This is a genomic window from Methylophilus sp. 42 (genome assembly GCF_000384155.1).
In the GTDB taxonomy this organism is placed as follows: domain Bacteria; phylum Pseudomonadota; class Gammaproteobacteria; order Burkholderiales; family Methylophilaceae; genus Methylophilus.
The window spans coordinates 267,335-291,707 of record NZ_KB913031.1 but is presented as its reverse complement, the minus strand read 5'-3'; the positions used below and the strand labels follow the sequence as shown (position 1 = coordinate 291,707).

At 52.5% G+C, this 24,373-nt stretch carries 18 protein-coding genes and 1 riboswitch; of the genes, 7 read left to right on the top strand and 11 right to left on the bottom strand.

Going from position 1 to position 24,373, the window contains the following annotated elements; all coding sequences use genetic code 11:
* Positions 1-281: 281 nt before the first annotated feature.
* From MET42_RS0101320 to MET42_RS0101305, 4 genes are read right to left on the bottom strand one after another with little or no spacing between them, the layout of a single operon-like run.
* Positions 282-3,353 (bottom strand): efflux RND transporter permease subunit, encoded by a 3,072-nt coding sequence (locus MET42_RS0101320; RefSeq protein ID WP_019880893.1) that lies wholly within the window; start codon positions 3,351-3,353, stop codon positions 282-284.
* A 2-nt stretch (positions 3,354-3,355) separates the two neighbouring features.
* Complete coding sequence (locus MET42_RS0101315; protein ID WP_019880892.1) at positions 3,356-4,540, bottom strand: efflux RND transporter periplasmic adaptor subunit; 1,185 nt, start codon at positions 4,538-4,540, stop codon at positions 3,356-3,358.
* A gap of 5 nt (positions 4,541-4,545) precedes the next feature.
* Positions 4,546-5,982 (bottom strand): efflux transporter outer membrane subunit, encoded by a 1,437-nt coding sequence (locus MET42_RS0101310; RefSeq protein WP_019880891.1) that lies wholly within the window; start codon positions 5,980-5,982, stop codon positions 4,546-4,548.
* Positions 5,969-6,616: a TetR/AcrR family transcriptional regulator gene (locus tag MET42_RS0101305; RefSeq protein ID WP_019880890.1), complete on the bottom strand. Its 648-nt coding sequence runs from the start codon at positions 6,614-6,616 to the stop codon at positions 5,969-5,971. Before MET42_RS0101305 ends, MET42_RS0101310 begins: the two co-directional genes overlap by 14 nt.
* A gap of 204 nt (positions 6,617-6,820) precedes the next feature.
* Between MET42_RS0101305 and MET42_RS0101300 the strand changes: the two genes are divergently transcribed.
* Positions 6,821-7,360, top strand: a complete 540-nt coding sequence (locus MET42_RS0101300) for a YaeQ family protein (RefSeq protein ID WP_019880889.1) — start codon at positions 6,821-6,823, stop codon at positions 7,358-7,360.
* Between the two features lie 46 nt (positions 7,361-7,406).
* On the opposite strand, the gene MET42_RS0101295 is transcribed toward MET42_RS0101300, so the two are convergent.
* From MET42_RS0101295 to thiC, 4 genes are all read right to left on the bottom strand, one after another.
* A complete protein-coding gene (locus MET42_RS0101295) occupies positions 7,407-7,922 on the bottom strand; it encodes a hypothetical protein (RefSeq protein ID WP_019880887.1) in 516 nt (171 codons plus the stop codon).
* A gap of 124 nt (positions 7,923-8,046) precedes the next feature.
* Positions 8,047-9,702 (bottom strand): hypothetical protein, encoded by a 1,656-nt coding sequence (locus MET42_RS0101290; protein ID WP_019880886.1) that lies wholly within the window; start codon positions 9,700-9,702, stop codon positions 8,047-8,049.
* Positions 9,703-9,800: 98 nt separating this feature from the next.
* Positions 9,801-10,649, bottom strand: coding sequence for a hypothetical protein (locus MET42_RS0101285; protein WP_019880885.1), 849 nt, complete (start codon positions 10,647-10,649; stop codon positions 9,801-9,803).
* A gap of 167 nt (positions 10,650-10,816) precedes the next feature.
* A complete protein-coding gene (gene thiC, locus MET42_RS0101280) occupies positions 10,817-12,697 on the bottom strand; it encodes a phosphomethylpyrimidine synthase ThiC (RefSeq protein WP_019880884.1) in 1,881 nt (626 codons plus the stop codon).
* A 31-nt stretch (positions 12,698-12,728) separates the two neighbouring features.
* Positions 12,729-12,841: riboswitch (TPP riboswitch) on the bottom strand.
* 151 nt (positions 12,842-12,992) lie between these two features.
* On the opposite strand from thiC, the gene MET42_RS0101275 reads away from it, so the two are divergent.
* The 3 genes from MET42_RS0101275 (at position 12,993) to MET42_RS0101265 (ending at position 18,300) form a co-directional block, all read left to right on the top strand.
* Positions 12,993-13,403 (top strand): hypothetical protein, encoded by a 411-nt coding sequence (locus MET42_RS0101275; RefSeq protein WP_019880883.1) that lies wholly within the window; start codon positions 12,993-12,995, stop codon positions 13,401-13,403.
* A gap of 197 nt (positions 13,404-13,600) precedes the next feature.
* Complete coding sequence (locus MET42_RS0101270; RefSeq protein ID WP_019880882.1) at positions 13,601-17,305, top strand: PAS domain S-box protein; 3,705 nt, start codon at positions 13,601-13,603, stop codon at positions 17,303-17,305.
* Positions 17,302-18,300, top strand: coding sequence for a two-component system response regulator (locus tag MET42_RS0101265; RefSeq protein WP_019880881.1), 999 nt, complete (start codon positions 17,302-17,304; stop codon positions 18,298-18,300). Before MET42_RS0101270 ends, MET42_RS0101265 begins: the two co-directional genes overlap by 4 nt.
* A 45-nt stretch (positions 18,301-18,345) precedes the next feature.
* Here the strand turns inward: MET42_RS0101265 and gatB are convergent, their stop codons facing one another.
* From gatB to gatC, 3 genes are read right to left on the bottom strand one after another with little or no spacing between them, the layout of a single operon-like run.
* Complete coding sequence (gene gatB / locus MET42_RS0101260) at positions 18,346-19,791, bottom strand: Asp-tRNA(Asn)/Glu-tRNA(Gln) amidotransferase subunit GatB (protein WP_019880880.1); 1,446 nt, start codon at positions 19,789-19,791, stop codon at positions 18,346-18,348.
* The gene (gene gatA / locus MET42_RS0101255) at positions 19,792-21,273 is read right to left on the bottom strand and encodes an Asp-tRNA(Asn)/Glu-tRNA(Gln) amidotransferase subunit GatA (protein ID WP_019880878.1); all 1,482 of its coding nucleotides are present in this window, start codon (positions 21,271-21,273) and stop codon (positions 19,792-19,794) included. It abuts the gene before it with no gap.
* Between the two features lie 34 nt (positions 21,274-21,307).
* Entirely contained in the window at positions 21,308-21,595 is a 288-nt protein-coding gene (gene gatC, locus MET42_RS0101250; protein WP_024930282.1) for an Asp-tRNA(Asn)/Glu-tRNA(Gln) amidotransferase subunit GatC, read from the bottom strand.
* Between the two features lie 129 nt (positions 21,596-21,724).
* On the opposite strand from gatC, the gene MET42_RS0101245 reads away from it, so the two are divergent.
* Genes MET42_RS0101245 through mreD form a run of 3 tightly spaced genes read left to right on the top strand, consistent with a single transcriptional unit; the run spans position 21,725 to position 24,371 of the window.
* Positions 21,725-22,768 (top strand): rod shape-determining protein, encoded by a 1,044-nt coding sequence (locus MET42_RS0101245; RefSeq protein WP_018985380.1) that lies wholly within the window; start codon positions 21,725-21,727, stop codon positions 22,766-22,768.
* 29 nt (positions 22,769-22,797) lie between these two features.
* Positions 22,798-23,898: a rod shape-determining protein MreC gene (mreC, locus tag MET42_RS0101240; RefSeq protein ID WP_019880876.1), complete on the top strand. Its 1,101-nt coding sequence runs from the start codon at positions 22,798-22,800 to the stop codon at positions 23,896-23,898.
* Positions 23,895-24,371, top strand: a complete 477-nt coding sequence (gene mreD / locus MET42_RS0101235) for a rod shape-determining protein MreD (protein WP_019880875.1) — start codon at positions 23,895-23,897, stop codon at positions 24,369-24,371. The genes mreC and mreD overlap by 4 nt, the downstream gene beginning before the upstream one ends.
* Positions 24,372-24,373 lie beyond the last annotated feature (2 nt).

Here is a 24,373-nt window from a genome sequence, read left to right as displayed (position 1 = left end):
TCCGCAACAAGCCACGTCTTGTGTGGCTTGTCAGGGCGAGTTTCGATGGACGCCCGACAAGCCGAGTAGCACAGGAAACAAGCGGAAGCTGGGGTGCACTTTCTTTTGGTTACTTGTTCTTTGGGCAAGCAAAGAAAAGTAACTCGCCGAAAAGGCGAAAAGCAGCTTATCAATCCACCCGCCAAAGAATTACCTTCCCTCCGAGATCCCACCCATAAATAAAAAACCAGGCGCACCTCTCAGCACGTCTGGTTTTAAGCTAACTTGCAAGTGAATAGGGACTAAACGTGCTTCCGCGCCAATCTCCCCAAACCGCGCAACCAGCCCAACAAATCATCCACATAGGTATACAACACCGGAATTACCACCAGACTAAGCAAGGTTGAGGTAATTAACCCGCCAATCACCGTAATCGCCATCGGCGAACGGAAACTCGGGTCTGCACTCCAACCCAGCGCAATCGGCATCATACCGGCCGCCATGGCAATCGTCGTCATGATAATCGGCCGTGCACGTTTATGGCAGCCGTCGATAATGGCGTCAAATCGACTCAATTTGCGCTCTTTTCGCGCCATGATGGTGTATTCCACCAGCAAGATAGAGTTTTTGGTGACGACGCCCATCAGCATCAACAAGCCGATCACGCTCGGCATAGAGAAGCTGTTATGTGTCACCAGCAGGGCAAAAAAGGCGCCCCCCAATGACAACGGCAACGCGCCCAGAATGGTCACTGGCTGCAAGAAATCGCCAAACAACAGCACCAGCACCACATAGATGCACATCACACCGATAATCATAGCGCCGCCAAAACTGCTGAACAGTTCATTCATGCGCTTGGCATCGCCCGCTTCGAGTTGTTTCACGCTCGGCGGCAGGTTCTGCATGGCAGGCAGTTGCTGCACTTCGCGCAACACTTCACCAATCTGGCGTTTATTCAGCTCAATATCAAAGGTGACATTACGCATGCGGTCCATACGGTCAATTTGCTGCGGGCCGCTGCCCATGCGCACAGTCGCCACAGTTTCCAGACTGACGCTGCCATTACGCGATGGCACGCGTAGCTGCGCGATCTCTTGCAGACTGCTACGCACGCTAGGGCCCAAGCGCACGCGGATTGGCACCTGGCGCTGCGGTAAATTCAACTTGGGCATGGTATTGGTAAAGTCGCCCGATGTGGCTACACGTATCACTTGCGCAATCGATTCCACAGTGACGCCTAACTCAGCGGCTTTGTCGACATCAGGAATAATCTGCACCTCTGGCCGCTGCAAACTGGCACTGGACGTAATATTGCCGACGCCACTCAAGGTGCGCAATTGCTGCTGCAACTGCTGGCTGGCACTGGTCAGGGCATTGGCATCGTCACTGGCCAGCGTAATTTGCAGTTTCTCACCTGACTCGCCTATGCCTACGGTCACCCGTGCGCCTGGCAGGTTTTTCAGCCGCTCACGCAAGTCCGCTTCAATTTCAGATTGCTTTTGTTTGCGTTCACTACGATCCGTCAGGCTGATCACCAGGCTGCCTTTACGCACATCAGTCGTATTTTGCGCAGCATTCGGCCCGCCACCGCCGGTGCTGGCAGAACCTGCCGCACTAAACACGGCCTTCACTTCTGGATGCTGCTTGACGATGTGTTCGGCCATCTGCACCACCTGCCGCGTTTGCGCCAGGGGCGTGCCCGGTTGCAACTCAATATTAACCTTGGTCTGGCTACTATCAGAAGAAGGCACGAAGCCTTTAGGCAGCAAAGGCATCAGGCTCAGCGAGCCGACAATAAACAGCACAAAGCCTGCCACGACGGTTTTGCGGTGCTGCAAACACCAGCCCACCCAACGCAAATACACGCGCATGGACGAAGAGTCTTCTTCCTCTTTAGCTGCATGCGGCTTGAGCAGATAAGCAGACATCATGGGCGTTAACAACCGCGCCACCACCAATGAGCCAAGAATTGCGATGGCCGCCGTGATACCAAACTGCTTGAAAAACTTGCCAGGAATACCGCCCATAAACGCCGTTGGCAGGAAAATCGCCACCAGCGTAAATGTGGTTGCAATCACGGCAAAGCCAATTTCATCGGCGGCTTCCATCGCGGCCTGATACGGCGTTTTACCCATGCGCAAGTGGCGCACAATATTTTCAATCTCCACAATGGCGTCATCGACCAAAATCCCGACCACCAGGGCCATCGCCAGCAAGGTCAACACATTGAGCGAAAAGCCCAAATATTGCATAAACGCAAACGTAGGAATCATAGACAGCGGCAAGGCCACGGCGGCAATAATCGTGGCGCGCCAATCGCGCAAGAACCACCAGACCACCAGGATGGCCAGCAGCGCACCTTCATACAGCAGGTGCATGGAGCCTTCGTAGTTGTCTTCTACCGGCTTCACCATGTTAAACGCTTCGATAATCTTCACCTGCGGATGCAGTTGCTCAAACTTCTCCAGCGCCGCGCGTACATCTTTGGCCACCGTAACTTCACTGGTGCCTTTGCTGCGCGTAATTTCAAAGCGAATGACCGGTTTGCCATCATAACTGGCATAGGTGGTGCGCTCGGCATAGGTATCAAGCACCTCGGCTACTTGCGACAACTTGATATGGCGGCCATCACCAAGCGGAATATCCAGATGGCGCACCTCGTCTGCACTGTGTAGCGCGCCCAATGTACGCACCGACTGGATATTGTCACCGATATCACCACGCCCGCCAGAAGCGTCTTGCTGCACGCGCTTGAGCTGCGCCGACACATCGCTGACATCCACATCCAAACCGGCCATCAAGGTAGGGTCCAGATTCACCTGTACCTCGCGGTCTACGCCACCGGTACGCGTAATCTTGCCCACGCCGTTCACCGCCAGCATGGCTTTGCTGACTTCATTGTCAACAAACCACGACAGCTCGCCTTCGTCCATATTCTCAGCCGAAGCGACAAAGGTCAAAATAGCACTACCTGAGGTGGTGAGCTTGGAAACCGTAGGCGTCGTCACAGCGGCAGGCAATTCAGAACGGGCACTATCGACCGCATTGCGCACCAGGTTCAATGCTTCTTCACTGTTGGTATCAATCGTGAATTGCACCGCGATGCTGACACTGCCATCGGTGATGGTGGTGGTCATGTGCTCAATACCACCGATGGTCGCAATCTTGTCTTCGATCTTGCGTGCCACTTCAGTCTCAAGTTGCGGTGGCGCAGCGCCCTCCAGCGTCGCACCCACGGTGATCACGGGCAACTCAATATCAGGGAAGTTTTGTTTGCCTAACTGGTTAAGTGATTTGAGGCCAAGAAAGCTCAGTACCACAAATAGCAAAATGGCCGGTACCGGGTTACGGATAGACCAGGCAGAAAAATTCATACTTAAGCCCCGCGCTTGGTCGTGGTGATGACTTTGACCGTATCACCATCATTTAAAAAGGCACCGCCACTCAATACCAAGGACGCCTCGGCAGTCACGCCACTCAGCAACTCAATCTGCTCGCCACGGGTGCGGCCGGTTTGCACTTTGCGCTGAATCACCTTGCGCAAACCCTGCGCATCGGCGGCCGTTAATTCAAATACATAGGCAAACCCATCACGGTAAGTCACTGCCCCCAATGGCACAGCCATGCCTTGCTGCTGGCCAATATCGACCTGACCTTGCACATACATGCCAGGTTTGGCGCTATCTTTAGGAATGTCCACATACACCAGCGCATTGCGCGTATTGCTATCGACCGTCGGCGAAATCAGGCGGACCTTACCCGTCACCGCTTTACCGCCCGACAAATTCAGACGTACCGCCTGACCTGCATGCAAGGCCGTTTGCTGATCTGCATTCACTTCGCCCCGCCACTCAATACGGCCCTGACGCACCAACCGGAACAATTCGGTGCCCGCAGACACCACATTGCCCAGATTGGCAGAACGGGACGAAATCACACCATCGTCCGGCGCCACCACTTTGGTTTGACGCAGGCGGATTTTCTGGTTTTCCAACTCAGCCTCGGACAAGGCCAGATTCGCGCGTGCCGTTTGTTCGGCAATCATATATTCATTAATTTTTTGTGCCGATAATGCCCCGCTGTCTTTGATTTCACGCGCACGATCCGCATTGCTTTTAGCCTCGGCCAGCGCTGCTTTATCTTTTTCCACCGTGGCCAGTTGCTTTTGCAAATCAGCTTTCACGGTATCATCAGCCAACAAGACTAGCGATTGCCCCTTGCTGACCTGCGCACCCACGTCAGACAACACTTGCTGAATACGCAAGCCAGCGATTTCTGCACTGACGAGCGCCTCCTGCCATGGATAAATACTGCCATTGAGTACCAATGTCATCGGCCATTGCACAATCGCTGGACGCGTCAGCTCCACACTCAGTGCAGCTTTGGTGGCCTGGCCATGCTCAGCCTGTTGATTGTCAGCCGTACTGCCTGGCTGTCGGTTACCGCGCTTTTCGGCCAGCTCCGCTTGATGTAAGGGATGCTGCCAGAACCACACGCTAATGCCGACCAGCAACGCTGAAATGATTAGAAACTTGGTTTTTTTTGTCAGTTTATTTGCCATGATGCTTACCTTTTCTCCATGGGTTTCAGTGGAGGTTTAACTGTTTTTTGTGTTTCCAGCCAATCGCCGCCAAAGGCTTTATACAAGGCGATCCACTGTAATACCCGATTCTTTTGCTGTGTAATCACATTGAGCTCGGCGTTAATTTTTTGGCGGCGCGCGTCTTCCAGCGACAGCAAATCCAGGCCGCCAGACTTCCAGTTGATTTCAGCCGCTTTAAAATATTGCTGATATTGCTGCGCACTGGCTTGCTCAGACTGCGCTCGTCGCGTTGCACTATCCAGATTGACCAGCGCTTGCTCGACCTCTTTCACGGCACTGCGCACATCCTGTTTGTAGGTTGCCAGCAAACTGTCGAAATTGGCACGTGCTTCAGCCAGGTCTGCCCGCAACGTACCGCCGTCAAAAATCGGCAATTTAAGCGTCGGGCCATAAGACCATGAATCCGTCCGCGTGACCGTGCCGTTAAAATTCGTCCGGCGGTAACCAATAGAGCCTGTCAGGCTCAGGCTTGGATACATTTGTGCCTTAGAGACGCCAATATTGGCGCTAGCTTCAGCCAAATTGCGCTCATCGATAACCAAGTCCGGGCGACGGGTCAGCAGATTTGCTGGTAACGCGCTCACATCAAACATCACTGGCTCCGGCATCCCTTTGCCTTTAGCAAGTAAATCGCGCAAGGCAGGTTCTGGCAGATTAGTGAGCTCAACCAATGCTTTGATTAGACCATCACATTCCGCTTGCTGACCATCCAGCGTCGACTCGCTGGCGCGTGTGGCTGCCTCTGCCAGTGCCAGATCAGACGGGGCAGAAAATCCTGCCTTGGCTGAAATGCCTGTCAAACGCGCGGTCTCATAACGCGAATCGTAAGCCTGCTGCAACGCCTGCACGGAGGCTTGGCAAGCACGATAATTGACATAGTTATTAGCAACTTCCGCCGCCAACGTGAGTCGTGCATCATGCCAGGCAATCTTCTTCGACTCGAGTTGCGCTTTGGCCGCCTGCTTGGCCGCTTTCATCTTGCCAAACAGGTCGATCTCCCAACTGGCATCCAGCGACACGGAGTCAATTTCTATGGTGCTGGAGGGGAAAGCCGCATTACCGCCACCGCCTTTGCTCTTGGTGACGCTGCCAGTGCTGGTTAAATCCGGAATACCTTGCGCACGTGCGGATAGTACGTTGGCGCGCGCCACACGGATATTGGCCAGCGCGATCTCCAGCGAAGGACTTTCTTTTTGCGCCTCACCTAGTAGTTGGTTGAGCACCGGGTCGTTAAATTGTGCCCACCAGTCTGTTAATGCAGCCACGCTGCCACTGTGCGGCAAAGGGGCTTGCCACTGCTCGGCAGTCACTGGTTTTGGGCGAATATATTCGTCAATCACCGAGCAACTCGCCAGCGGCAAACACAGCAACAGCCAATACCAGTGTTTATGACGCTGCATGACCCGGCTCCATTCCCTCTAATCCACGTAAAAATAAATTCACCACAAATGCCAGATGCGCTTCTGCATCCCAGTCTGGTTCCAGCACACCAAACAACGCTTTGGTTCGCGGCGCTGCAATTAACAACTCACAATATGACTCCGCCGCTCGCATAAAATCCTGGGCGGGTAACTCACCGCGTGTCGCGTAAAAACGGAACACATCCGCCAGCATCTGATGGATGCGCTGCGGCCCGACTGTTTTCATCGCACGTGACAATTCAGGAATATGCGCCGCCTCGGCAATCCCGATACGGAAAAATGACAGCATGCGCGGCTCCATCACGCGGTTGAGCGCAAAGCGGCCAATATCGGTCAGTACCTGCTGCAATGACTGGTTAGGCAGATCCTCTACCTTCACCATGGCAGACACATCCTGCTCCACCATATGCCGCATGGCCGCAATCAGTAATTCATATTTATTGCTGAAGCGCTCATAGATGGTCCGCGTCGAGACCCCACACACAGAGGCAATATGCGCCACACTGGTTTGCGTCACGCCCTCTGTCATGAACAGTGCTAACGCCTGCTCCAGCAGCAAGATATGACGCTCCTGCTCGGTGCCTGATTTTGGACGGCCGACTTTGGTTTTCATTGGTGACGCATCCGGGAGATTAGGGGATGAAAGTGCTTGCATAAAATAAAAATAAAACGTTTCATTTTCATTTTACATGGGCAGCTTAAAGAAGCAAGCAATTTGTTGTAGCTTGGCAGATACATACGTCACCAGCCCCATGTGCACGCGCATGTTTGCTATACTCGCAGCACTTTTACTTTTATCGCTCAAGCCCACTGACGCATGACCCTGAAATCCACTATTTATAAAATCGATGTCAATATTGCTGACATGGATCGGCACTATTACCAGCAACATCATCTCACGCTGGCCAAACATCCGTCCGAGACCGATGAACGCTTGATGGTGCGCCTGCTGGCCTTTGCACTATATGCAGGGGAAACACTGCTGTTTGGCAAAGGCCTGAGCGAAGACGATGAACCCGACCTCTGGCAAAAAGACCTGACTGGGGCGATTGAACGCTGGATTTGCGTGGGCTTGCCTGATGAGCGCGACATCCGCAAAGCCTGCGGTCGGTCAGCGCAGGTCGTGCAAGTGCTCTATGGCGGCAGAACAGCGGACATGTGGTGGGATCAGAACCATAAAGCGGTACTCAAGCACGACAATGTGACCGTGATTAACCTGCCCGAGACTGAGCAATTGGCGGCCGCTGCTGCGCGCGGACTGACGATCAGCTTTACCATCCAGGACCGTCAAATCCTGGTCAGTCATGAGGGCGGTAGTTTTGAGCTTAGCCCGATCTGGTTAAAAGAAGCCCGTTAAATACAAAAGCCAGCATTGCTGGCTTTTGTATTTCATCAGTCGATATTTACGGAAAGAGCCGATGCTCTGCTGGCCAGACACCACTATACATGGCCTCCGGGTGATGCCGCATCAGCCGCTGACGCACCTCACTCAGCCGGCGCAAGGGCACAGACACAATCATCAAGATATTGCCCTGCTCAATTTGGGCAGAATATGACTTGATCCGGTAACTGGGCGCGGCCGTTGCCACCGTCGCTGCCCAGGCAGCACATGACAAGGCACCCAACACCATGCAATACGGGATCACCATCAACGTGACCTCACCAAACCACCAGGGCACCAAATATGCCAGCATGCCGCCAAACAGCCCGAACACGGCACCAAACACAAACCCCGCCAGCGCACTGTAAACCACATCAGATTTTTCCACAGCGTTGGCTTTAGGCAAGTTACCCAGGGTCTGCTCATTTTTTGCATGAAAGTGAATATGATCTTCATCAATGCGTTCCAACAGCAACTCATTCATCATGGCTTGCGCACTTCTAATATTGGGTAAAACAAAATAGAGCCTGCGTCTCATGTCGTTCTCCTATCAATATTGCCAGTATTTCGCTGGTTTTGGTTTGATAGTGTTTAAGCGCAAAGATTCACTTTTTAACAACTGTTGGACTTGGCAGCATGGTCATCCATCTTAGAGCATCGCTTTATCGATCATCCAGCTTACCGACCCAGACACTGCGCAGCTTGGCCAATTTATAGCGCAAGCCTGCGCCCTCGTTGGAAAGCGCATCCAGAAACAATGACAGCCGCCTGGATTTAATGACGGTGTAAAACGTGAGCAAGCTGACCGGAATAAACACAACCGAGAAATAAGCCAGTTTCTCCAGCGTGCTGGCTTGCGTAAGGTCAATCAGGTTCATACCCAGCAAACCTGTGGTCATGGTGCCAATCAGGCCCAGAATCGTCACGACGGTCAGGCGGACGACGGTGTCGGCCTGGCGCTTGATTTCCTCGCCTTCCAGATATTCGGCCATGTCCATAATGCGGCGGCGGGTTTTTTCAAACAGGCTTACCGAATCCAGTTGTTTCAGCATGAGTGAAAACAGGTCTTTAGCCACAGCCTGGTCTGAGACGTTTTCAAACCAATAGCGATGCGTAAAGCGTAAAAACACCGCAGTAGCGTTACGAATACGGTTGCGGAAATTTTTCACCGAGTCTTCGCTCTGGATATCGAGGCGGCTAATAGCTTGCACCATGCGGTCTGACAACATCAGCAAAGCGGCTTTTTGAAAATGTGCGATTAAAAACAGCAGGAAATACTGGTTCTGGTAATGGCGCTTGATACCGGTCCGCTCATTGGTAAATACGCGGTGCTGATGACTGCCGACCACGACAAAGTTTTGCCCGGTACACATGATGCGGGTAGTACTCCACGGGTCTTGCCGGGCTTCGTCCCAATAGCGGTCATAGCAATTATGCTTTTCGAATTCCTGCAAAAAGTGTTCGGTAAATGGCAGGGTTTCCGAATGCCAGGGCTGACACACCAGACCAAGGCGAATCAGGTCGCCCCGACTCAGCTGGCTGACATCGTCAAACGACAGGTAGGCCATCAAGGGCATGCGCTGGTACTCAATTTCACGGTAGCGTAAGGCTCCGGCCTGGTCGGAATAATGGGGCACCAAAGGATGCAGCAACGCCAGCCAGTGCAATGACACGCAAGGCACATGGTTTTCTTTCACATAAGAGAGATAACGCGCTTTGTCTTCATAATCGGAGCGCGCAAGCACTTGGCCCTGCTGATCCAGCCATTCAATTAACTGGGCACAGTGACCGCCTTCGCCCGTATCATCCCAATAGTTAGGGTAAGTCCGGCCCAGGCGGTACATCACCTCCATGGCAGATTTCAATGGCAGATCTTTACCTGTCACCTCAAATGCCAGCATGGCGACATCAATATCAAAAAAGAAATACAACTCGACGTGAGACACCCGCAGGACGATGGGCTCAGGCTCGCCATGCAGGGTAATACGCACCTGGTGAATATCGCTACGCGTGAAAATATGGATGGGCGACTCACCATAGCCACCAGACTCACGACCATGTTTGCCTTCACCATACAAAAAGCGCTGGGCAAACGGCAAAAACGTCACAAACTCCTGATAGCGTGCTTCGCTCAAATACGGAGAAGCCTGCAGAAACTCGTCTTGTATCTCAACCCAGGGCGAGTCAGGCGCGGCTTTTAGCAGTTGCCAGGGGCAATGCACCTCGCCAGCACTCTGCTGGTCGGTCATCAACTGTATCGGCCACAACAATGTCTGCCGGAAGTCTCGTACGATACTGCTTTGCAGGTTGTCCGCCATGATGGATGCCCTTTAGCCGCTTGAGTAGATGGTGGACTATAACGCGGGTTGCTATGACAGAATCAGGGAATAAACGCCGCAAATACCTGCCAAATAATTCATCCGCAATGCCGGTATAAGTCCATCATGGTGCGCCCGGCATTCACCAACTCATACACCAGCGTGCCTGCACCAGTAAATACAACGAGCAATACCGTCGCCAATACCACCTTACCGGTACTGAGTGCATGGCCTTGCAGATACAGCGCCCATAGCCGACCTGACCAGATCAGCAGAATAAGCAATGCCAGCAATTGCAGTCCGGCCGCCAGCTTAAACAAGGGCCGGTCGGTTGCCTGCAAATAAATGGCCTGCAACGCCGCCAGCTGAGATTGTAGTTGTGTGCCCAGCTGCGCATTGGGACTCACGTCACCCGTCTGGGCATTGGTCGCGCAAAGCACGCCCTGCTCCAGCAAGGGCTTGAGCTCTGCCATACCTCTTTCCAGCGCGATCCACGATTTTGCCGTGACCGGGTCAGCCAGGCTGATATTGGTGAGCGAGGCGGCCAATACCTGTATCACCAGCATGACGCCACAAGCCGCACACATCACCCCGAAAAAGCGCTGAAAACCACTTTGTACCCCCGCGACTTTAGCCGCCAGATAAGCCAGCGCCGACAAACCCAATAATTCGAACAATAACCGTACCGCCGCCAGCGCATGTGCAGCCATGCCAGCTTCATCACTGGCCAATTGCACAGGATTGGTCATTTCGGGAAACACCACCGCCAGCACAACCGCAATAGTGAATGAGAGTAACAAGAATGCAATCGACTGCTCCAGCCTGGTTTTGGCATCGTCAGTCTGCAAATGGTCACGCACCAGTTGCTTTGGCTGCGTCAGCATCTGGGTAAAACTACCCAAATAAGCAGGTAATTCTTTCAGCACATTATCCAGAATAGACGACATGGCACACCCCTTTGGCATAGATAGACAAACCTTAACACCGTTACCGTGACTGATGTTGTGCCCGAGGCACTTTGCAGAAAACAGGCCGCATATTGTCTGGCACGTGTCGCAAATAGCCATAAAAAAAGCCAGCATCGCTGCTGGCTTTTAAGCGTTAATCAGACAGGTTACACCTTCTGATAAACCTCGCTCCCTTTTTTCACGAATTCAATCGCTTTTTCCTGCATACCTTTTTGCAGGGCGGCTTGTTCATCAACCCCCAGCTTATCCGCATAATCACGGACGTCTTGTGTGATCTTCATCGAGCAAAAATGTGGGCCGCACATAGAGCAGAAGTGGGCTTGTTTAGCGCCCTCTTGTGGCAAGGTTTCGTCGTGGAATTCCTTGGCTTTTTCCGGATCCAGGCCGAGGTTAAACTGGTCTTCCCAGCGGAATTCGAAACGTGCTTTTGATAAAGCATTGTCACGAATTTGTGCGCCTGGGTGACCTTTTGCCAGGTCTGCAGCGTGCGCAGCAATTTTGTAGGTAATGATACCTACGCGTACGTCCTCTTTGTCTGGCAAGCCCAAGTGCTCTTTCGGGGTGACGTAACACAGCATCGCACAGCCGTACCAGCCGATCATGGCCGCGCCGATACCGGAAGTGATGTGGTCATAGCCAGGTGCGATGTCAGTGGTCAATGGGCCCAGGGTGTAGAACGGAGCTTCACCACAGTGTTCCAGTTGCAGATCCATGTTCTCTTTGATCAGGTGCATAGGCACGTGGCCTGGGCCTTCGATCATACATTGCACATCGTGCTTCCAGGCAATTTGCGTCAGTTCGCCCAAGGTTTTGAGTTCTGCAAATTGCGCTTCGTCGTTAGCATCGTAGATAGAGCCAGGACGCAAGCCATCACCCAGTGAGAAAGACACATCGTACTGCTTCATGATTTCGCAGATATCTTCGAAGTGCGTATACAGGAAGGATTCTTGGTGATGCGCCAAACACCATTTCGCCATAATCGAACCGCCGCGTGACACGATACCGGTCATACGCTTGGCAGTCATCGGAATGTACGCCAGGCGTACACCCGCATGGATAGTGAAATAATCCACGCCCTGCTCAGCTTGCTCAATCAATGTATCGCGGAAGATTTCCCAAGTCAGGTCTTCGGCTTTGCCGTTTACTTTTTCCAAGGCCTGGTAGATAGGCACAGTGCCAATCGGCACAGGTGAGTTACGGATAATCCACTCACGGGTTTCGTGGATGTTTTTACCGGTAGACAGATCCATTACGGTATCGCCGCCCCAACGTGTACCCCATACCATTTTCTCCACCTCTTCAGAAATCGAAGAACCGAGGGCTGAGTTACCGATATTGGCGTTAATCTTGACCAGGAAATTACGGCCAATAATCATCGGCTCGATTTCCGGGTGGTTGATGTTGGCTGGGATAATGGCGCGGCCACGGGCCACTTCGTCACGCACAAACTCTGGCGTAATCACGGCTGGAATGCTGGCGCCATAATTCTGACCAGGATGCTGTGTTTGCAGCAATTCGCTCATGTTTTCACGGCGCTGGTTTTCGCGGATGGCGATAAATTCCATCTCAGGCGTAATGATGCCTTTACGCGCATAGTGCATCTGGCTCACGTTTTGGCCAGCCTTTGCCCGCAATGGTTTACGGTGCAGGTTAAAGCGCATTTCTGCCAACTGTGGATCGACCAGGCGCTGATGACCAAACTCTGAGGTCGGGCCATCCAGTTGCTCCACATCGCCACGCTCCATGATCCACTGGGCACGCAGTGCTGGCAAACCATTACGGATATCAATCTCGACCGTCGGGTCAGTGTAAGGGCCTGAAGTGTCGTAGACCACGACTGGTGGATTGGTGTCACCGCCAAAACTGGACGGTGTATCACTCAATGAAATTTCACGGAATGGCACCTGGATATCAGGGCGGGAACCTTCAACGTAGATTTTGCGCGATTTGGCAAACGGTTTGGTAGCAGCTTCGTCAACTTTGGCATCAGCGTTGACGAACTTGATATTTTTATCAATAGCGTTCATTGGCATCCTTAAAAGAAAAAGACGTAAGGATGCATGTGAAGGTTTGCATTCCCTACGGTGGTATTAACCACATCAGGTTCGAAGGGTAACTCTCACTGCAAAACCTGGAATAAATCAAGGATGTACAGACCCCTAGCAACGGACGGATTGTGCGTGAAAACGCTTGATAACGCAAGTAAAACAAAGTTTTGCAACTGCCTGCCATTGACAAACAGACAGACCTGTCTACAATCACAGCACCCGACTACAAAAACATACGGGATTTATTTCAATCAGGAACTCAGGAGAGATCATAATGGAAGCTTTACTCATAGGGGCCGTGGCCTGTACTACCGCTTTAATTTTGTCAGCATGGTTGATGACATTCGCGCGCTGGTTTCCCATCAAAGGCATAGATGGCGATTTTCTGGTCGACTACAAAACCATGATACGCGCCCACGTTGACTATGCCTTGATGGCCTTGTTTAACCTGGGATTTTTTGGGGCGGCCAAAGCGGCGGGCGTTGAGTTGCACTATTTTGCCTGTGTCTGCGTGGCGATTGGTGGCTTTACCAACCCGACCGTGTTTGTGATTGCGGCGTTTGACCCGGACTTCTGGAGCAAAACCAAGTGGAAAGTATTTTCCGCCATCAGCTTCGTCATCACCACCGTCGGTTTTATGACCATTTGCTACCAGTTGATTTGCCACGCGCTTTGCACGCACTAGCATGAATTGCTTTGCGCCAAAAAACCCTGCTTCGGCAGGGTTTTTCAATCAGGCTGATCGCAATATCAATCAAAACGAGCAGTAATTTAAAAAACTAAGCACCGAACCTGCAATTATTCCGCCATTTACTGCAGAGCTGTACCCGCTAGACTATACGTGGGAAGTAGTCAAACAGGGACTCACAAGGCAAATCAAGCATGGATTGGTACGGTATTTTCTTTTTCAGAGCAGGCTCTCCAACCGCCCTGCTCTATGGCAGCTATGATGATTGGCTGGTGGTGTTATCGGCCGTGGTCGCCATCGGCTCCTCTATTCTGGCCCTGCAATTAACGCGCCTGTCACAAAAACAGACGTCTGTGGTTTCACGCCGGTTTTCGATTATAGCCAGCTCAGTATCATTAGGTGCCGGCATCTGGGCCATGCATTTTATCGGCATGCTGGCCTATCAAATCTGCACGCCTGTTTCCTATTATCCCGATGCGACCCTGGTCTCTATGATGCCAGGCATTCTGGCATCACACTATGCCCTGAGCCTGATGTCTGAAAACCAGATTGATTATCGCAAACTGATCAAAGGCGGATTTGCCGTCGGTGCAGGCATTGGTGCCATGCATTACATCGGCATGCTCGCCATGCGCATGGAGCCTGTGCTCAAGTTTGATCTGGTATGGGTACTGGTGTCTGTTGTGGTAGCGGTTGCTTTATCCACGCTGTCCCTGTGGACAGGCATCTTTTTAAACCAGAAAGGTAAAATCCCGCCCAAAGTGAGCATCATCCTGGGCGGCGTACTCATGGGCAGCGCCATCACCGCCATGCACTATACCGGTATGGCGTCTGCGCGCTTTCTGGGCGAAGCGAAACCCGGCTTTAACCCGGATGACAACCAATCCATCACCATGGCGCTAGGCATTACGCTGGTCACTATCCTCATCAGCATCATCGCCACGGCGATTAACGCCCTGATACGCTACCGGCAAATGCTGGCGACCATACAGGCCAGTGAAACACGCTTGTCGACCATTCTGGATACAGCCGTAGACGGTATCGTCACCATCAATACCACCGGCGAAATGATCGCCTGCAATGACGCCGTCGAAAAACTGTTCGGCTGGACCAAAGCAGAAATGAAAGGCAAAAATATTTCCCTGCTGATGCCAGAACCGGACAGCTCCAATCACCTTTATTACCTGAAAAATTACCAGGCAACGGGCCAGGCAAAAATCATGGGCGAAGGCCGCGATCTGGATGCCATGCGCAAAGATGGCTCAACCTTTCCGATCCGGCTGGCGATTGGTGAAGTCAAGCTTGCCAATGAAACCTTATACGTGGGCTTCATCACCGACCTCAGCCTGCGCAAAGCTATTGAAGAGTCTGTGCGACAAAAAGATCAGCAGATTCAATCGATGATGAACAATATCCCAGGTGTGACCTTTCGCGTCAGCCTGGCGGGCGACTGGAGCATACAACTGATCAGCGACGCCGTGCTACAGATGACAGGCTGGCCAGCGCAGGACTTTCTCAGCGGACAATTACGCTTTTCGCCCTTGATGCATCCTGACGATATTGCACGTGTGCGCCCGATTGCGGCAAAAGCCATTGCCAAGCTTGAAAGCTTTGAAGTGGAGTTCAGGATCACGGATCGCAACGGTAGTGAAAAATGGGTATCCGCATTCGCTTCCCCGCTGCTAAATAAAGACGGCATGCCATATGCCATGGATGGCGTATTGCTGGACATCACCGAGTCCAAACAGAAAAATGCCGAATTCGAAGGCATCGTCAACGCGATCAATTACTCCACCAGTGTGGCCGAATTTACTATCGATGGCTTTGTGATTTCCGCCAACCAGAACTTCCTTGACCTGCTTGGCTACCAGGCCGACGACATCGAAGGCCGCCATCACTCCATTTTTTGCCCGCCCGATTTTGCCCTGACCGACACCTACAAGAAAAAATGGTCATCCTTGCGCCAGGGTGAGTTCGTGCATGGCGAGTTTTTGCGTTATGGCAAAGCGGGCAAAACGGTTTGGATCAACGCCTCATACAGCCCGATTCGCGATGTCGATGGCAAAGTGATTAAAGTGCTGATGTTTATGATGGACATCAGTGAGCGCAAGCAAATGGAACAGGAAATGCGCCAGGCAAAAGAAACCGCTGAACAAGCGGCTAATGCAAAAAGTACGTTTCTGGCCAATATGAGTCATGAGATTCGCACACCGATGAATTCCATTATCGGCTTCAGCGAATTGCTGCTGGATACCGCCATGCAACCGGAACAGCGCAACTATTTATCCACCATCAGCCAGTCAGCCAAGTCTCTGCTGCATTTGCTCAACGATATTTTAGACAGTGCCAAACTGGAAAAAGGCATGCTGGAGCTGGAGATGCTGGATTTCTCCATGCGCGAAATGGTAGATAGCCTGATCTCATCCCTCTGGTTACAGGCGCGCAAAAAACAGCTGGACTTGCAATTGAATTTGGCCCCGGAAACCGCTGGTTACTATATCGGCGCCGAGCATCGCATTCGCCAGGTACTCACCAATCTGCTGGGCAATGCTATTAAATTTACCGAAAAAGGTCATGTTGAACTCAACGTGCACCTGACACCGCAAGACGAAGTGCAATTTGACATCATTGATACTGGCATCGGCATTGATGCAAACCGGCTGGACGTGATTTTTGAGCCATTTACCCAAGCGGATGCTTCAATGAGCCGCCGCTTCGGTGGCACCGGACTGGGCACCACCATTAGCAAACAATTGGTAGAGTTAATGGGCGGCCGCATTACCGCCAGCAGCAAAATTGGCAACGGCAGCTGTTTTTCAGTGATTTTGCCGCTCACAGAAGGCCGCGCGCCAGAAAACTCAGCACAAAATAATGCGTTAGCATTGACCTTGCCCGCACTGAAAATTCTGGCTGCAGATGATATTGAGCAAAACCGCAGGCTATTAAACATTGTGCTGGAAAAACAAGGCCATCAACTCACACTGGCCAGCAATGGCCAGGAAGTCGTCGACGCCTGGCAAACCCAGCCGTACGACGTGATTTTGATGGATGTCCAAATGCCTGTCATGGACGGCCTCAGCGCCAGTATGCATATACGCGCATTAGAGCAACAATCCGGCAGGGCCAGAACGCCGATTATTGCGCTGACAGCCAGCGTGCTTGATCAGGACCGGGTAGCCGCCGCCGAAGCAGGCATGGATGGCTTTGCCTCCAAACCGATTGAACTGCCATTATTACTAGCAGAAATTCAGCGTGTATTACAACTGGAACCTGTGGCAATGGCCACCGACACCACCCCATCGCCGCCCGTAACGGCGCATTTCGATCTGAAAAAAGGCATCCAGTTGTGGGGTGACCAGCAAACCTACCTGCATGAAATCAATGTTTATGTACAAGAGTCACGTAAACACATCACTACCCTTAAGCAAGCAATCGCAACGCAGGATTACGCCACGGTGAAGCAGCTCGCGCATGCCAATAAAGGTGTCAGCGCCAATCTCGCCCTAAGCAATATTCAGGACAGCTATCACGCACTGGAACAAGTGAGCGAGGATCAGTGGCACACCTGCCCTGCACTGGTGACTCAGTTGCAAACACACGTACAGTCACTGCATGCGTCCATCACGCCCTTGCTATTGCAGCAGGCAGTGACCGCCTCTACGCATGAGACTCAACTACCAGCCGCGCAACTATTAGGCTGGCTGCAAGAACTACGTACACTGATCGTCATGAATGAGCTGGATGATGCGCTCGTCAGTAAACTCGTTCAGCACGCCCCTGCGGCGTGGCGCCAGGCCTTGAATACCATTGCGCAGTTATTGAATGACTTTGACTTTGAGCAAGCGACCGTGCATATTGACCAGCTACTGGCAATCCAGACCCAGGAGACTTCCTCATGATGGACAACACCGCGCAACAAGCAAAAATTCTGATTGTTGACGATGAACCACTTAACCTTAAAGTGTTGAAGCAGGTGCTACAGGACAATTACCGTTTGAGTTTTGCCAAAAATGGTATGGACGCATTGGAGTTGGTCAAAAAAGAAAGACCCGGCCTGATTTTGCTGGATGTGATGATGCCAGGCATGACTGGCTTCGAAGTCTGTAGACAGCTCAAAAGCGACCCGGAAACCAACACCATCCCGGTCATTTTTGTCACCGCATTGGCGGAAGAGGCGGACGAATCTGAAGGCTTTGCTGCTGGCGGTGTGGATTACATCAATAAACCGATTTCACCTGCCCTGGTGCGAGCGCGCGTCAAAACGCACTTATCACTAGTGCATATCGATGAACTGAAACGCACCCACTTGGAGCTGATCCAGCGTTTAGGCCGCGCTGCCGAGTTCAAGGATAATGAAACCGGCATGCATGTCATGCGCATGAGTCATGTGTCTGGCAGGCTGGCCTTGCAAATGGGTATGGATCCGCATTTCTCCGAACAATTGATCCATGCCGCGCCCATGCATGACATCGGCAAAATTGGCATTCCTGACCATGTATTGCTCAAACCAGGAAAATTGAACGATGAAGAGCTGGATTTAATGCGGAAGCACCCGGAAATGGGTGCAAAAATCCTCGATAACTCCACATCCCCCCTGATCAAGCTGGCACACTCCGTCGCCCTTTACCACCATGAAAAGTGGGATGGCAGCGGTTATCCGTTCGGCTTAAAAGGGGAGGCTATTCCGGTGGAGGCTCGCATTGTGGCGGTGGCTGACGTATTTGATGCCTTACTCAACAAGCGCCCCTACAAAGAGGCCTGGCCTGTGGAAGATGCCATTGCAGAAATTGAAGCCAATCGTGGCAAGCACTTTGACCCGGCTGTCGTCGACGCCATGTTGCAGTGCCTGCCAGATTTGATTGCCATTAATAACAACTGGCTTGAAGAAGAATAAGGTCCGTCCATATTATCCTGCCATACCACAGCAGGATAATCCGCTTTAGCCCAGTTTAGCCTTAAGCAGTTCGTTGACCTGGGCGGGATTGGCCTTGCCTTTGGAGGCTTTCATACACTGGCCGACAAGCGCATTAAAAGCTTTTTCTTTACCGGCTTTGTATTCATCCACCATCGCCTGGTTAGCGGCCAATACTTCATTGATAATCGCTTCAATGGCGCCAGTATCAGAGACCTGTTTGAGACCCTTGGCCTCAATAATGGCATCCACTTCGCCCTCACCAGCCCACAAACCTTCAAACACCTGTTTGGCGGCATTGTTAGAGATAGTGTTATCAGCAATACGCTTAAGTAAAGCGGCCAGCTGCACAGCAGACAGCGGGCTATCAGCAATGGCTTTTTCTTCGGCATTCAGCTTGGCTGACAATGCGCCCATCACCCAGTTAGCGGCCTGTTTAGGCTCAGCACCAGCATTGACCACAGCAACGAAATAATCGGCCAGACTGCGTGAAGCAGTGAGCGTGCTGGCATCATAACTGGAGAGTTGGTATTCACTGCTGAAGCGCGCTTGCAAGGCTTGCGGTAGTTCAGGCATCTCGGCCTTCACACGTGCCTTATCTGCTTCGGTGACTTCCAGCGGCAATAAGTCAGGGTCTGGGAAGTAGCGGTAATCGTTGGCTTCTTCCTTGCTACGCATGGCACGCGTTTCACCCGTATCCGGATTAAACAGCACGGTTGCCTGCTGAATGGTGCCGCCATCTTCCAGCGTCTCAATTTGCCATTGTGTCTCGTACTCGATTGCCTGCTGCATAAACTTGAACGAATTGAGGTTCTTGATTTCGCGACGGGTACCTAATTTCTCAGTGCCTTTTGGACGCACCGAGACGTTGACATCACAACGGAAACTACCTTCTTGCATGTTGCCGTCACAGATACCTATCCATTGCACCAGTTCATGCAATTTCTTGGCATAAGCCACCGCTTCCGCTGCGCTGCGCATATCTGGCTCAGTCACAATTTCCAGCAACGGCGTCCCTGCACGGTTGAGGTCTATGCCGGACATGCCTTCAACTGCATCATGCACCGATTTACCGGCATCTTCTTCCAGATGCGCACGCGTGATATTAATGACCTTTTCGTAGGCTTCGGTACTTTTAGTCGCAGGCACCTGGATGGTGATTTTGCCTTTACCGACCACCGGCAACTCAAACTGGCTGATCTGGTAGCCTTTAGGCAAATCCGGATAAAAGTAATTCTTGCGGGAGAACACACTGCGTGGTGCCATCTCGGCATCAATCGCCAGGCCAAACTTAATGGCACATTCGACGGCTTCTTTATTCAGTACCGGCAATACACCGGGTAAAGCAATGCTCACTTCGCAAGCCTGCGTATTTGGCGCAGCACCATAGGTGGTCGAAGCGCCGCTAAACTGTTTAGATTTAGTTTGTAACTGAGTATGAGTTTCCAACCCGATGACGACTTCCCACTGCATTTAAATTCCCTCCGGCATACGTGTGTGCCAGTCTGTCACTTGTTGATAAGCGTGGCCGATCTCCAGCATGCGCGCCTCATCAAAATAATTACCGATAATCTGCAAGCCTACTGGCAAGGACTTACCTTCTGAGTTAGCCGCAAAACCGGCTGGAATACTCATGCCTGGCAAACCGGCCAGGTTAACAGCGATGGTATACAGATCTTCGAGGTACATGGCGACCGGGTCACTGGTCTTCTCTCCGGCCTTAAAGGCTGTCGAAGGGGCAGCTGGCCCCATGATCACATCACAGTGCTTAAACGCTTCGACAAAATCTTGCGCAATCAGACGGCGAATTTGCTGTGCTTTGAGATAGTAAGCATCGTAATAACCGGCACTTAATACATACGTACCAATCAGGATACGGCGTTTGACCTCGGCACCAAAGCCTTCGGCACGTGACTTCATGTACATGTCCATCAGGTCGTTGTATTCGGCAGCACGGTGGCCATAACGTACACCGTCAAAGCGTGACAGGTTACTCGAGGCTTCTGCCGGAGCTAGCACGTAATACACCGGAATCGACAGATTGTTATTAGGCAAACTGACTTCTATGATTTCGGCGCCCAGTTTTTTGTATTCGGCAATAGCGGTTTCGATGACCTTGGCCACATCAGCACTCAGGCCTTCGGCAAAGTATTCTTTAGGCAGGCCTATGCGCAAACCTTTGAGTGGCTGCTCGCCGGTCAGGGCAGCCAGGCCGCGGGTGTAGTCTTCTTTTTCACGATTGACGCTGGTGGAGTCACGCTCATCAAACCCCGCCATGACATTCAGCATGAGTGCACAGTCTTCGGCGGATTTGGCCATCGGGCCCGCTTGGTCCAGTGAAGACGCGAACGCAATCATGCCGTAACGCGACACCAAGCCATAGGTGGGCTTGAGGCCAGTAAAACCGCACAAAGAGGCCGGCTGGCGGATGGAGCCGCCGGTATCGGTGCCCGTCGCAGCGGCACACAAACGTGCGGCCACCGCGGCGGCAGAACCGCCCGAGCTACCGCCCGGCACACGGTCAAAGTCCCACGGGTTTTTCACGCCACCAAAATAGCTGGTTTCGTTAGAGGAGCCCATGGCGAACTCGTCCATATTGGTTTTACCCAGGTTCACAGCGCCTGCAGCATCGAACTGGCTGATGACATGTGCATCATACGGAGAGATAAAGGTCTCCAGCATTTTTGAGCTACAGGTGGTGCGCCAGCCTTTGGCACAGAAAATGTCTTTTTGCGCCAGCGGGATTCCGGTCAGCGGGCCGAAATCACCAGTTGCAATGCGGGCATCAGCTGCCTTGGCCTGCGCCAGCGTTTTATCCTCGTCTATGGTGACGTAGGCATTAATGGTCGGATTGAGCTGCGTCATGCGCTGCAAATAGGCTTGCGTCAGCTCGACACTGGATACTTGTTTGCTGGCCAACTGCTGGCCCAGCTGCTTGAGACTGCTGTTAATCATAATAAGAACCGTAAAATCGCGTAGAAAACCGCTGTTATTCGATAACTCTTGGCACCAGGTACAGACCATCCTGTGTTGCCGGGGCAATAGACTGGAACAGCTCGCGCTGGTTCGTTTTGGTGACCACGTCTTCACGCAGGCGCTGCGTCACGTCTTGCGAGTGCGACATAGGGACAATGCCTGTGGTGTCGACCGCCTGCATTTGCTCGATCAAACCGAGGATGCCGGATAGCTTGTTCAGGGTTTCCTGCGCTTCACTCTCGCTGACCTCAATACGGGCCAGATGAGCGATACGCTTGATATCATCTAGATTCAGTGCCATGTTCTGGTTAATTGTCTGTAAGATTTTGAAAGCACATCTTAATTTCATGTGCGTTTTGCGCTATTATACCTTGATTTTATGCCGCACTTAGCGAGCAGTTCTAAAGTCGGAAACTTCACAGGATAAAACATGTTCGGTTCACTCAACAGCTACTTCTCCAATGACCTTGCCATTGACCTTGGCACCGCCAACACCTTGATCTACGTGCGTGGTAAAGGCGTCGTTCTGGATGAACCGTCGGTGGTGGCGATTCGTACCGAAGGCGGCCCCAATGGCAAAAAGGTGTTACTGGCCGTCGGTTCAGATGCGAAAAGCATGCTGGGCCGTGCGCCAGCCAACATCCAGGCCATCCGCCCGATGAAGGATGGCGTGATTGCCGACTTCACCATCACCGAGCAAATGCTCAAGTTTTTTATCCGTAAAGTACACGAATCCCGCTGGTTCTCCCCTAGCCCACGCATTATTATCTGTGTGCCGGTAGGCTCCACCCAGGTTGAGCGTCGCGCGATTAAAGAATCCGCCGAGCGCGCCGGTGCCAAACAAGTGTTTTTGATTGAAGAACCCATGGCTGCCGCGATTGGCGCCGATATGCCAGTGGCTGAAGCAACAGGCTCTATGGTGGTGGATATCGGCGGTGGTACAACTGAAGTCGGCGTGATTTCACTGGGCGGCATCGTGTACGCCAAGTCTGAGCGTGTCGGTGGCGACAAATTTGACCAGGCGATTATTGACTACATCCGCCGCAACTACGGCATGCAAATTTCCGAACCAACCGCTGAAGCGATCAAGAAAAGAATCGGCTCCGCCTTCCCGGGTTCTGAAGTGTTGGAAATGGAAGTCACTGGCCGCAACCTGGCAGAAGGCTTGCCACGTAAATTCACCATCTCCAGCAACGAAATCCTGGAAGCCCTGACCGAACCATTAAACTCTATCGTTGGTGCGGTGAAATCTGCCCTGGAACAAACCCCACCAGAACTGGGTGCCGACATTGCCGAAAAAGGCATGGTATTGACCGGTGGTGGCGCCCTGCTGCGTGACCTGGATCGCCTGCTGGTGGAAGAAACTGGTTTGCCAGTGATCGTGGCGGAAGACCCGCTGACTTGCGTCGCACGCGGCTGTGGTCGCGCACTGGAAGAAATGGACAAGCTGGGCAACGTTTTTGCTAGCGAATAATTCGGGGCAACGATGGCGCGCACCCGATTATGCTAAAAGGCATACACCAACAGCTTGATCCGCAGGAGTCCCCGGCTTTTTTTATCCAGGGACCCAAGCCTTTCTCACGCCTGATGTTTTTTTGCACGCTGTCACTGGTCATGATGGCGGTGGACGCGCGCTTTGACTACCTGAGCCAGGTCAGGCAATGGTTCAGCACCGCCTTGCACCCCCTGGAAGTGCTGGCCAGCGCACCTAATGAGTGGGGCCGCAACATCAACACCTACTTCACCTCACACAACCAGCTGATTCAAGACAATTTCAAACTCAAGCAGCAGTCACTGATAGACAATGCCGCCTTGCAGCGCCTGGCGACCGTGGATGCTGAAAATGCACATTTACGCACGCTGCTGGCGGGCGATGCACCCATTATTCCGCAGGCCACCCTGGGCGAAGTATTGCACATGGGTCGTGATCCGTTCAGCAACATCATCACACTCAACCGTGGCAGCCGCCATCACATCACGCCTGGCCAAGCCGTAGTCGATGAACAAGGCGTAGTCGGGCAAATTACACGCGTCTATACCTTTACCAGCGAAGTGACGCTGATTACCGACAAGAAGCTGTCGATTCCCATTCAGATTGAGCGCAACCAGTTGCGCGCGATTGCCTTTGGCGAAGGCAAGCGCAACACGCTGGACATTCCCTACCTGCCGACTAGTGTGGATATTAAAGTGGGCGACAAGCTGGTCACATCCGGCATTGATGGCGTCTACCCTGCGGGCTTAGCCGTCGCCGTGGTCACCCAGATCAAGCAAAGCCAGGATTCGCCTTTTGCCAAAATCATCAGCCGCCCGATTGCTGGCGTGAATAACCACAAGCATGTGCTGATCCTCAAAGTACCTGAGTCACCCGCCATTAACCCATCCAGCGAAAACAAACCGGTGTTGCCACGCAACAACGCACAGCATCTGGATCAATCGGTAGTTGAAGTACTGCAAAAAAATAATGCCGCGGTTGACCCGCACCCGGCGACCGAAACACCTGTGCTGGACTCCCCCAGCACCGAGCCTGGCGCCGCTGCAGCCACCCCGGGTGCAGCCCCTGCGCCTGAAAACACCACGGCCCCTGCCGCGCCGGAGCATCCATGAAACCGGTAAAATTCAGCACTTTCCTGTTCACCATGTTGGTCGGGCTGATATTCCAGCTCTACCCTTGGTCTAACACCGGTGTCATTATCCGCCCTGACTTTTTGCTGGTGATCATGATTTACTGGGTGCTACAAGCCCCGTATCACTGCAATATCGGCTGGGTCTGGTTTGCCGGGTTACTGGTCGACTTATCCACTGGCAGCCTGCTGGGCCAACACGCGCTGACATTTGCCATCACCGCTTTTCTGGGCCTGATTTACCAACGGCGCCTGGTGCTATTTAACCGCTGGCAACTGTATTTGTACGTGATATTCCTGTTTGGGGTACAACGCGGGCTGATTTTACTGCTCAAACTGTTTGCTGGCGGCGAACTGCCGGACTGGACCTACAGCCTGCCCGTGGTTTCCGACCTGATATTGTGGCAATTCATGATTATCTGGTTTGGCGAGCTGACCCGCCCGAAGAAGTTATAAGC

Coding starts and splice junctions, on each gene's coding strand:
- thiC (WP_019880884.1), bottom strand. CDS start 12,697: ATGAACGCTATTGATAAAAATATCAAGTTCGTCAACGCTGATGCCAAA.
- mreD (WP_019880875.1), top strand. CDS start 23,895: ATGAAACCGGTAAAATTCAGCACTTTCCTGTTCACCATGTTGGTCGGG.
- MET42_RS0101295 (WP_019880887.1), bottom strand. CDS start 7,922: ATGAGACGCAGGCTCTATTTTGTTTTACCCAATATTAGAAGTGCGCAA.
- MET42_RS0101305 (WP_019880890.1), bottom strand. CDS start 6,616: ATGAAAACCAAAGTCGGCCGTCCAAAATCAGGCACCGAGCAGGAGCGT.
- gatC (WP_024930282.1), bottom strand. CDS start 21,595: ATGGCACTGAATCTAGATGATATCAAGCGTATCGCTCATCTGGCCCGT.
- MET42_RS0101315 (WP_019880892.1), bottom strand. CDS start 4,540: ATGGCAAATAAACTGACAAAAAAAACCAAGTTTCTAATCATTTCAGCG.
- gatA (WP_019880878.1), bottom strand. CDS start 21,273: ATGATTAACAGCAGTCTCAAGCAGCTGGGCCAGCAGTTGGCCAGCAAA.
- MET42_RS0101320 (WP_019880893.1), bottom strand. CDS start 3,353: ATGAATTTTTCTGCCTGGTCTATCCGTAACCCGGTACCGGCCATTTTG.
- MET42_RS0101300 (WP_019880889.1), top strand. CDS start 6,821: ATGACCCTGAAATCCACTATTTATAAAATCGATGTCAATATTGCTGAC.
- MET42_RS0101290 (WP_019880886.1), bottom strand. CDS start 9,702: ATGGCGGACAACCTGCAAAGCAGTATCGTACGAGACTTCCGGCAGACA.
- MET42_RS0101285 (WP_019880885.1), bottom strand. CDS start 10,649: ATGTCGTCTATTCTGGATAATGTGCTGAAAGAATTACCTGCTTATTTG.
- MET42_RS0101275 (WP_019880883.1), top strand. CDS start 12,993: ATGGAAGCTTTACTCATAGGGGCCGTGGCCTGTACTACCGCTTTAATT.
- MET42_RS0101245 (WP_018985380.1), top strand. CDS start 21,725: ATGTTCGGTTCACTCAACAGCTACTTCTCCAATGACCTTGCCATTGAC.
- MET42_RS0101310 (WP_019880891.1), bottom strand. CDS start 5,982: ATGCAGCGTCATAAACACTGGTATTGGCTGTTGCTGTGTTTGCCGCTG.
- gatB (WP_019880880.1), bottom strand. CDS start 19,791: ATGCAGTGGGAAGTCGTCATCGGGTTGGAAACTCATACTCAGTTACAA.
- MET42_RS0101265 (WP_019880881.1), top strand. CDS start 17,302: ATGATGGACAACACCGCGCAACAAGCAAAAATTCTGATTGTTGACGAT.
- mreC (WP_019880876.1), top strand. CDS start 22,798: ATGCTAAAAGGCATACACCAACAGCTTGATCCGCAGGAGTCCCCGGCT.
- MET42_RS0101270 (WP_019880882.1), top strand. CDS start 13,601: ATGGATTGGTACGGTATTTTCTTTTTCAGAGCAGGCTCTCCAACCGCC.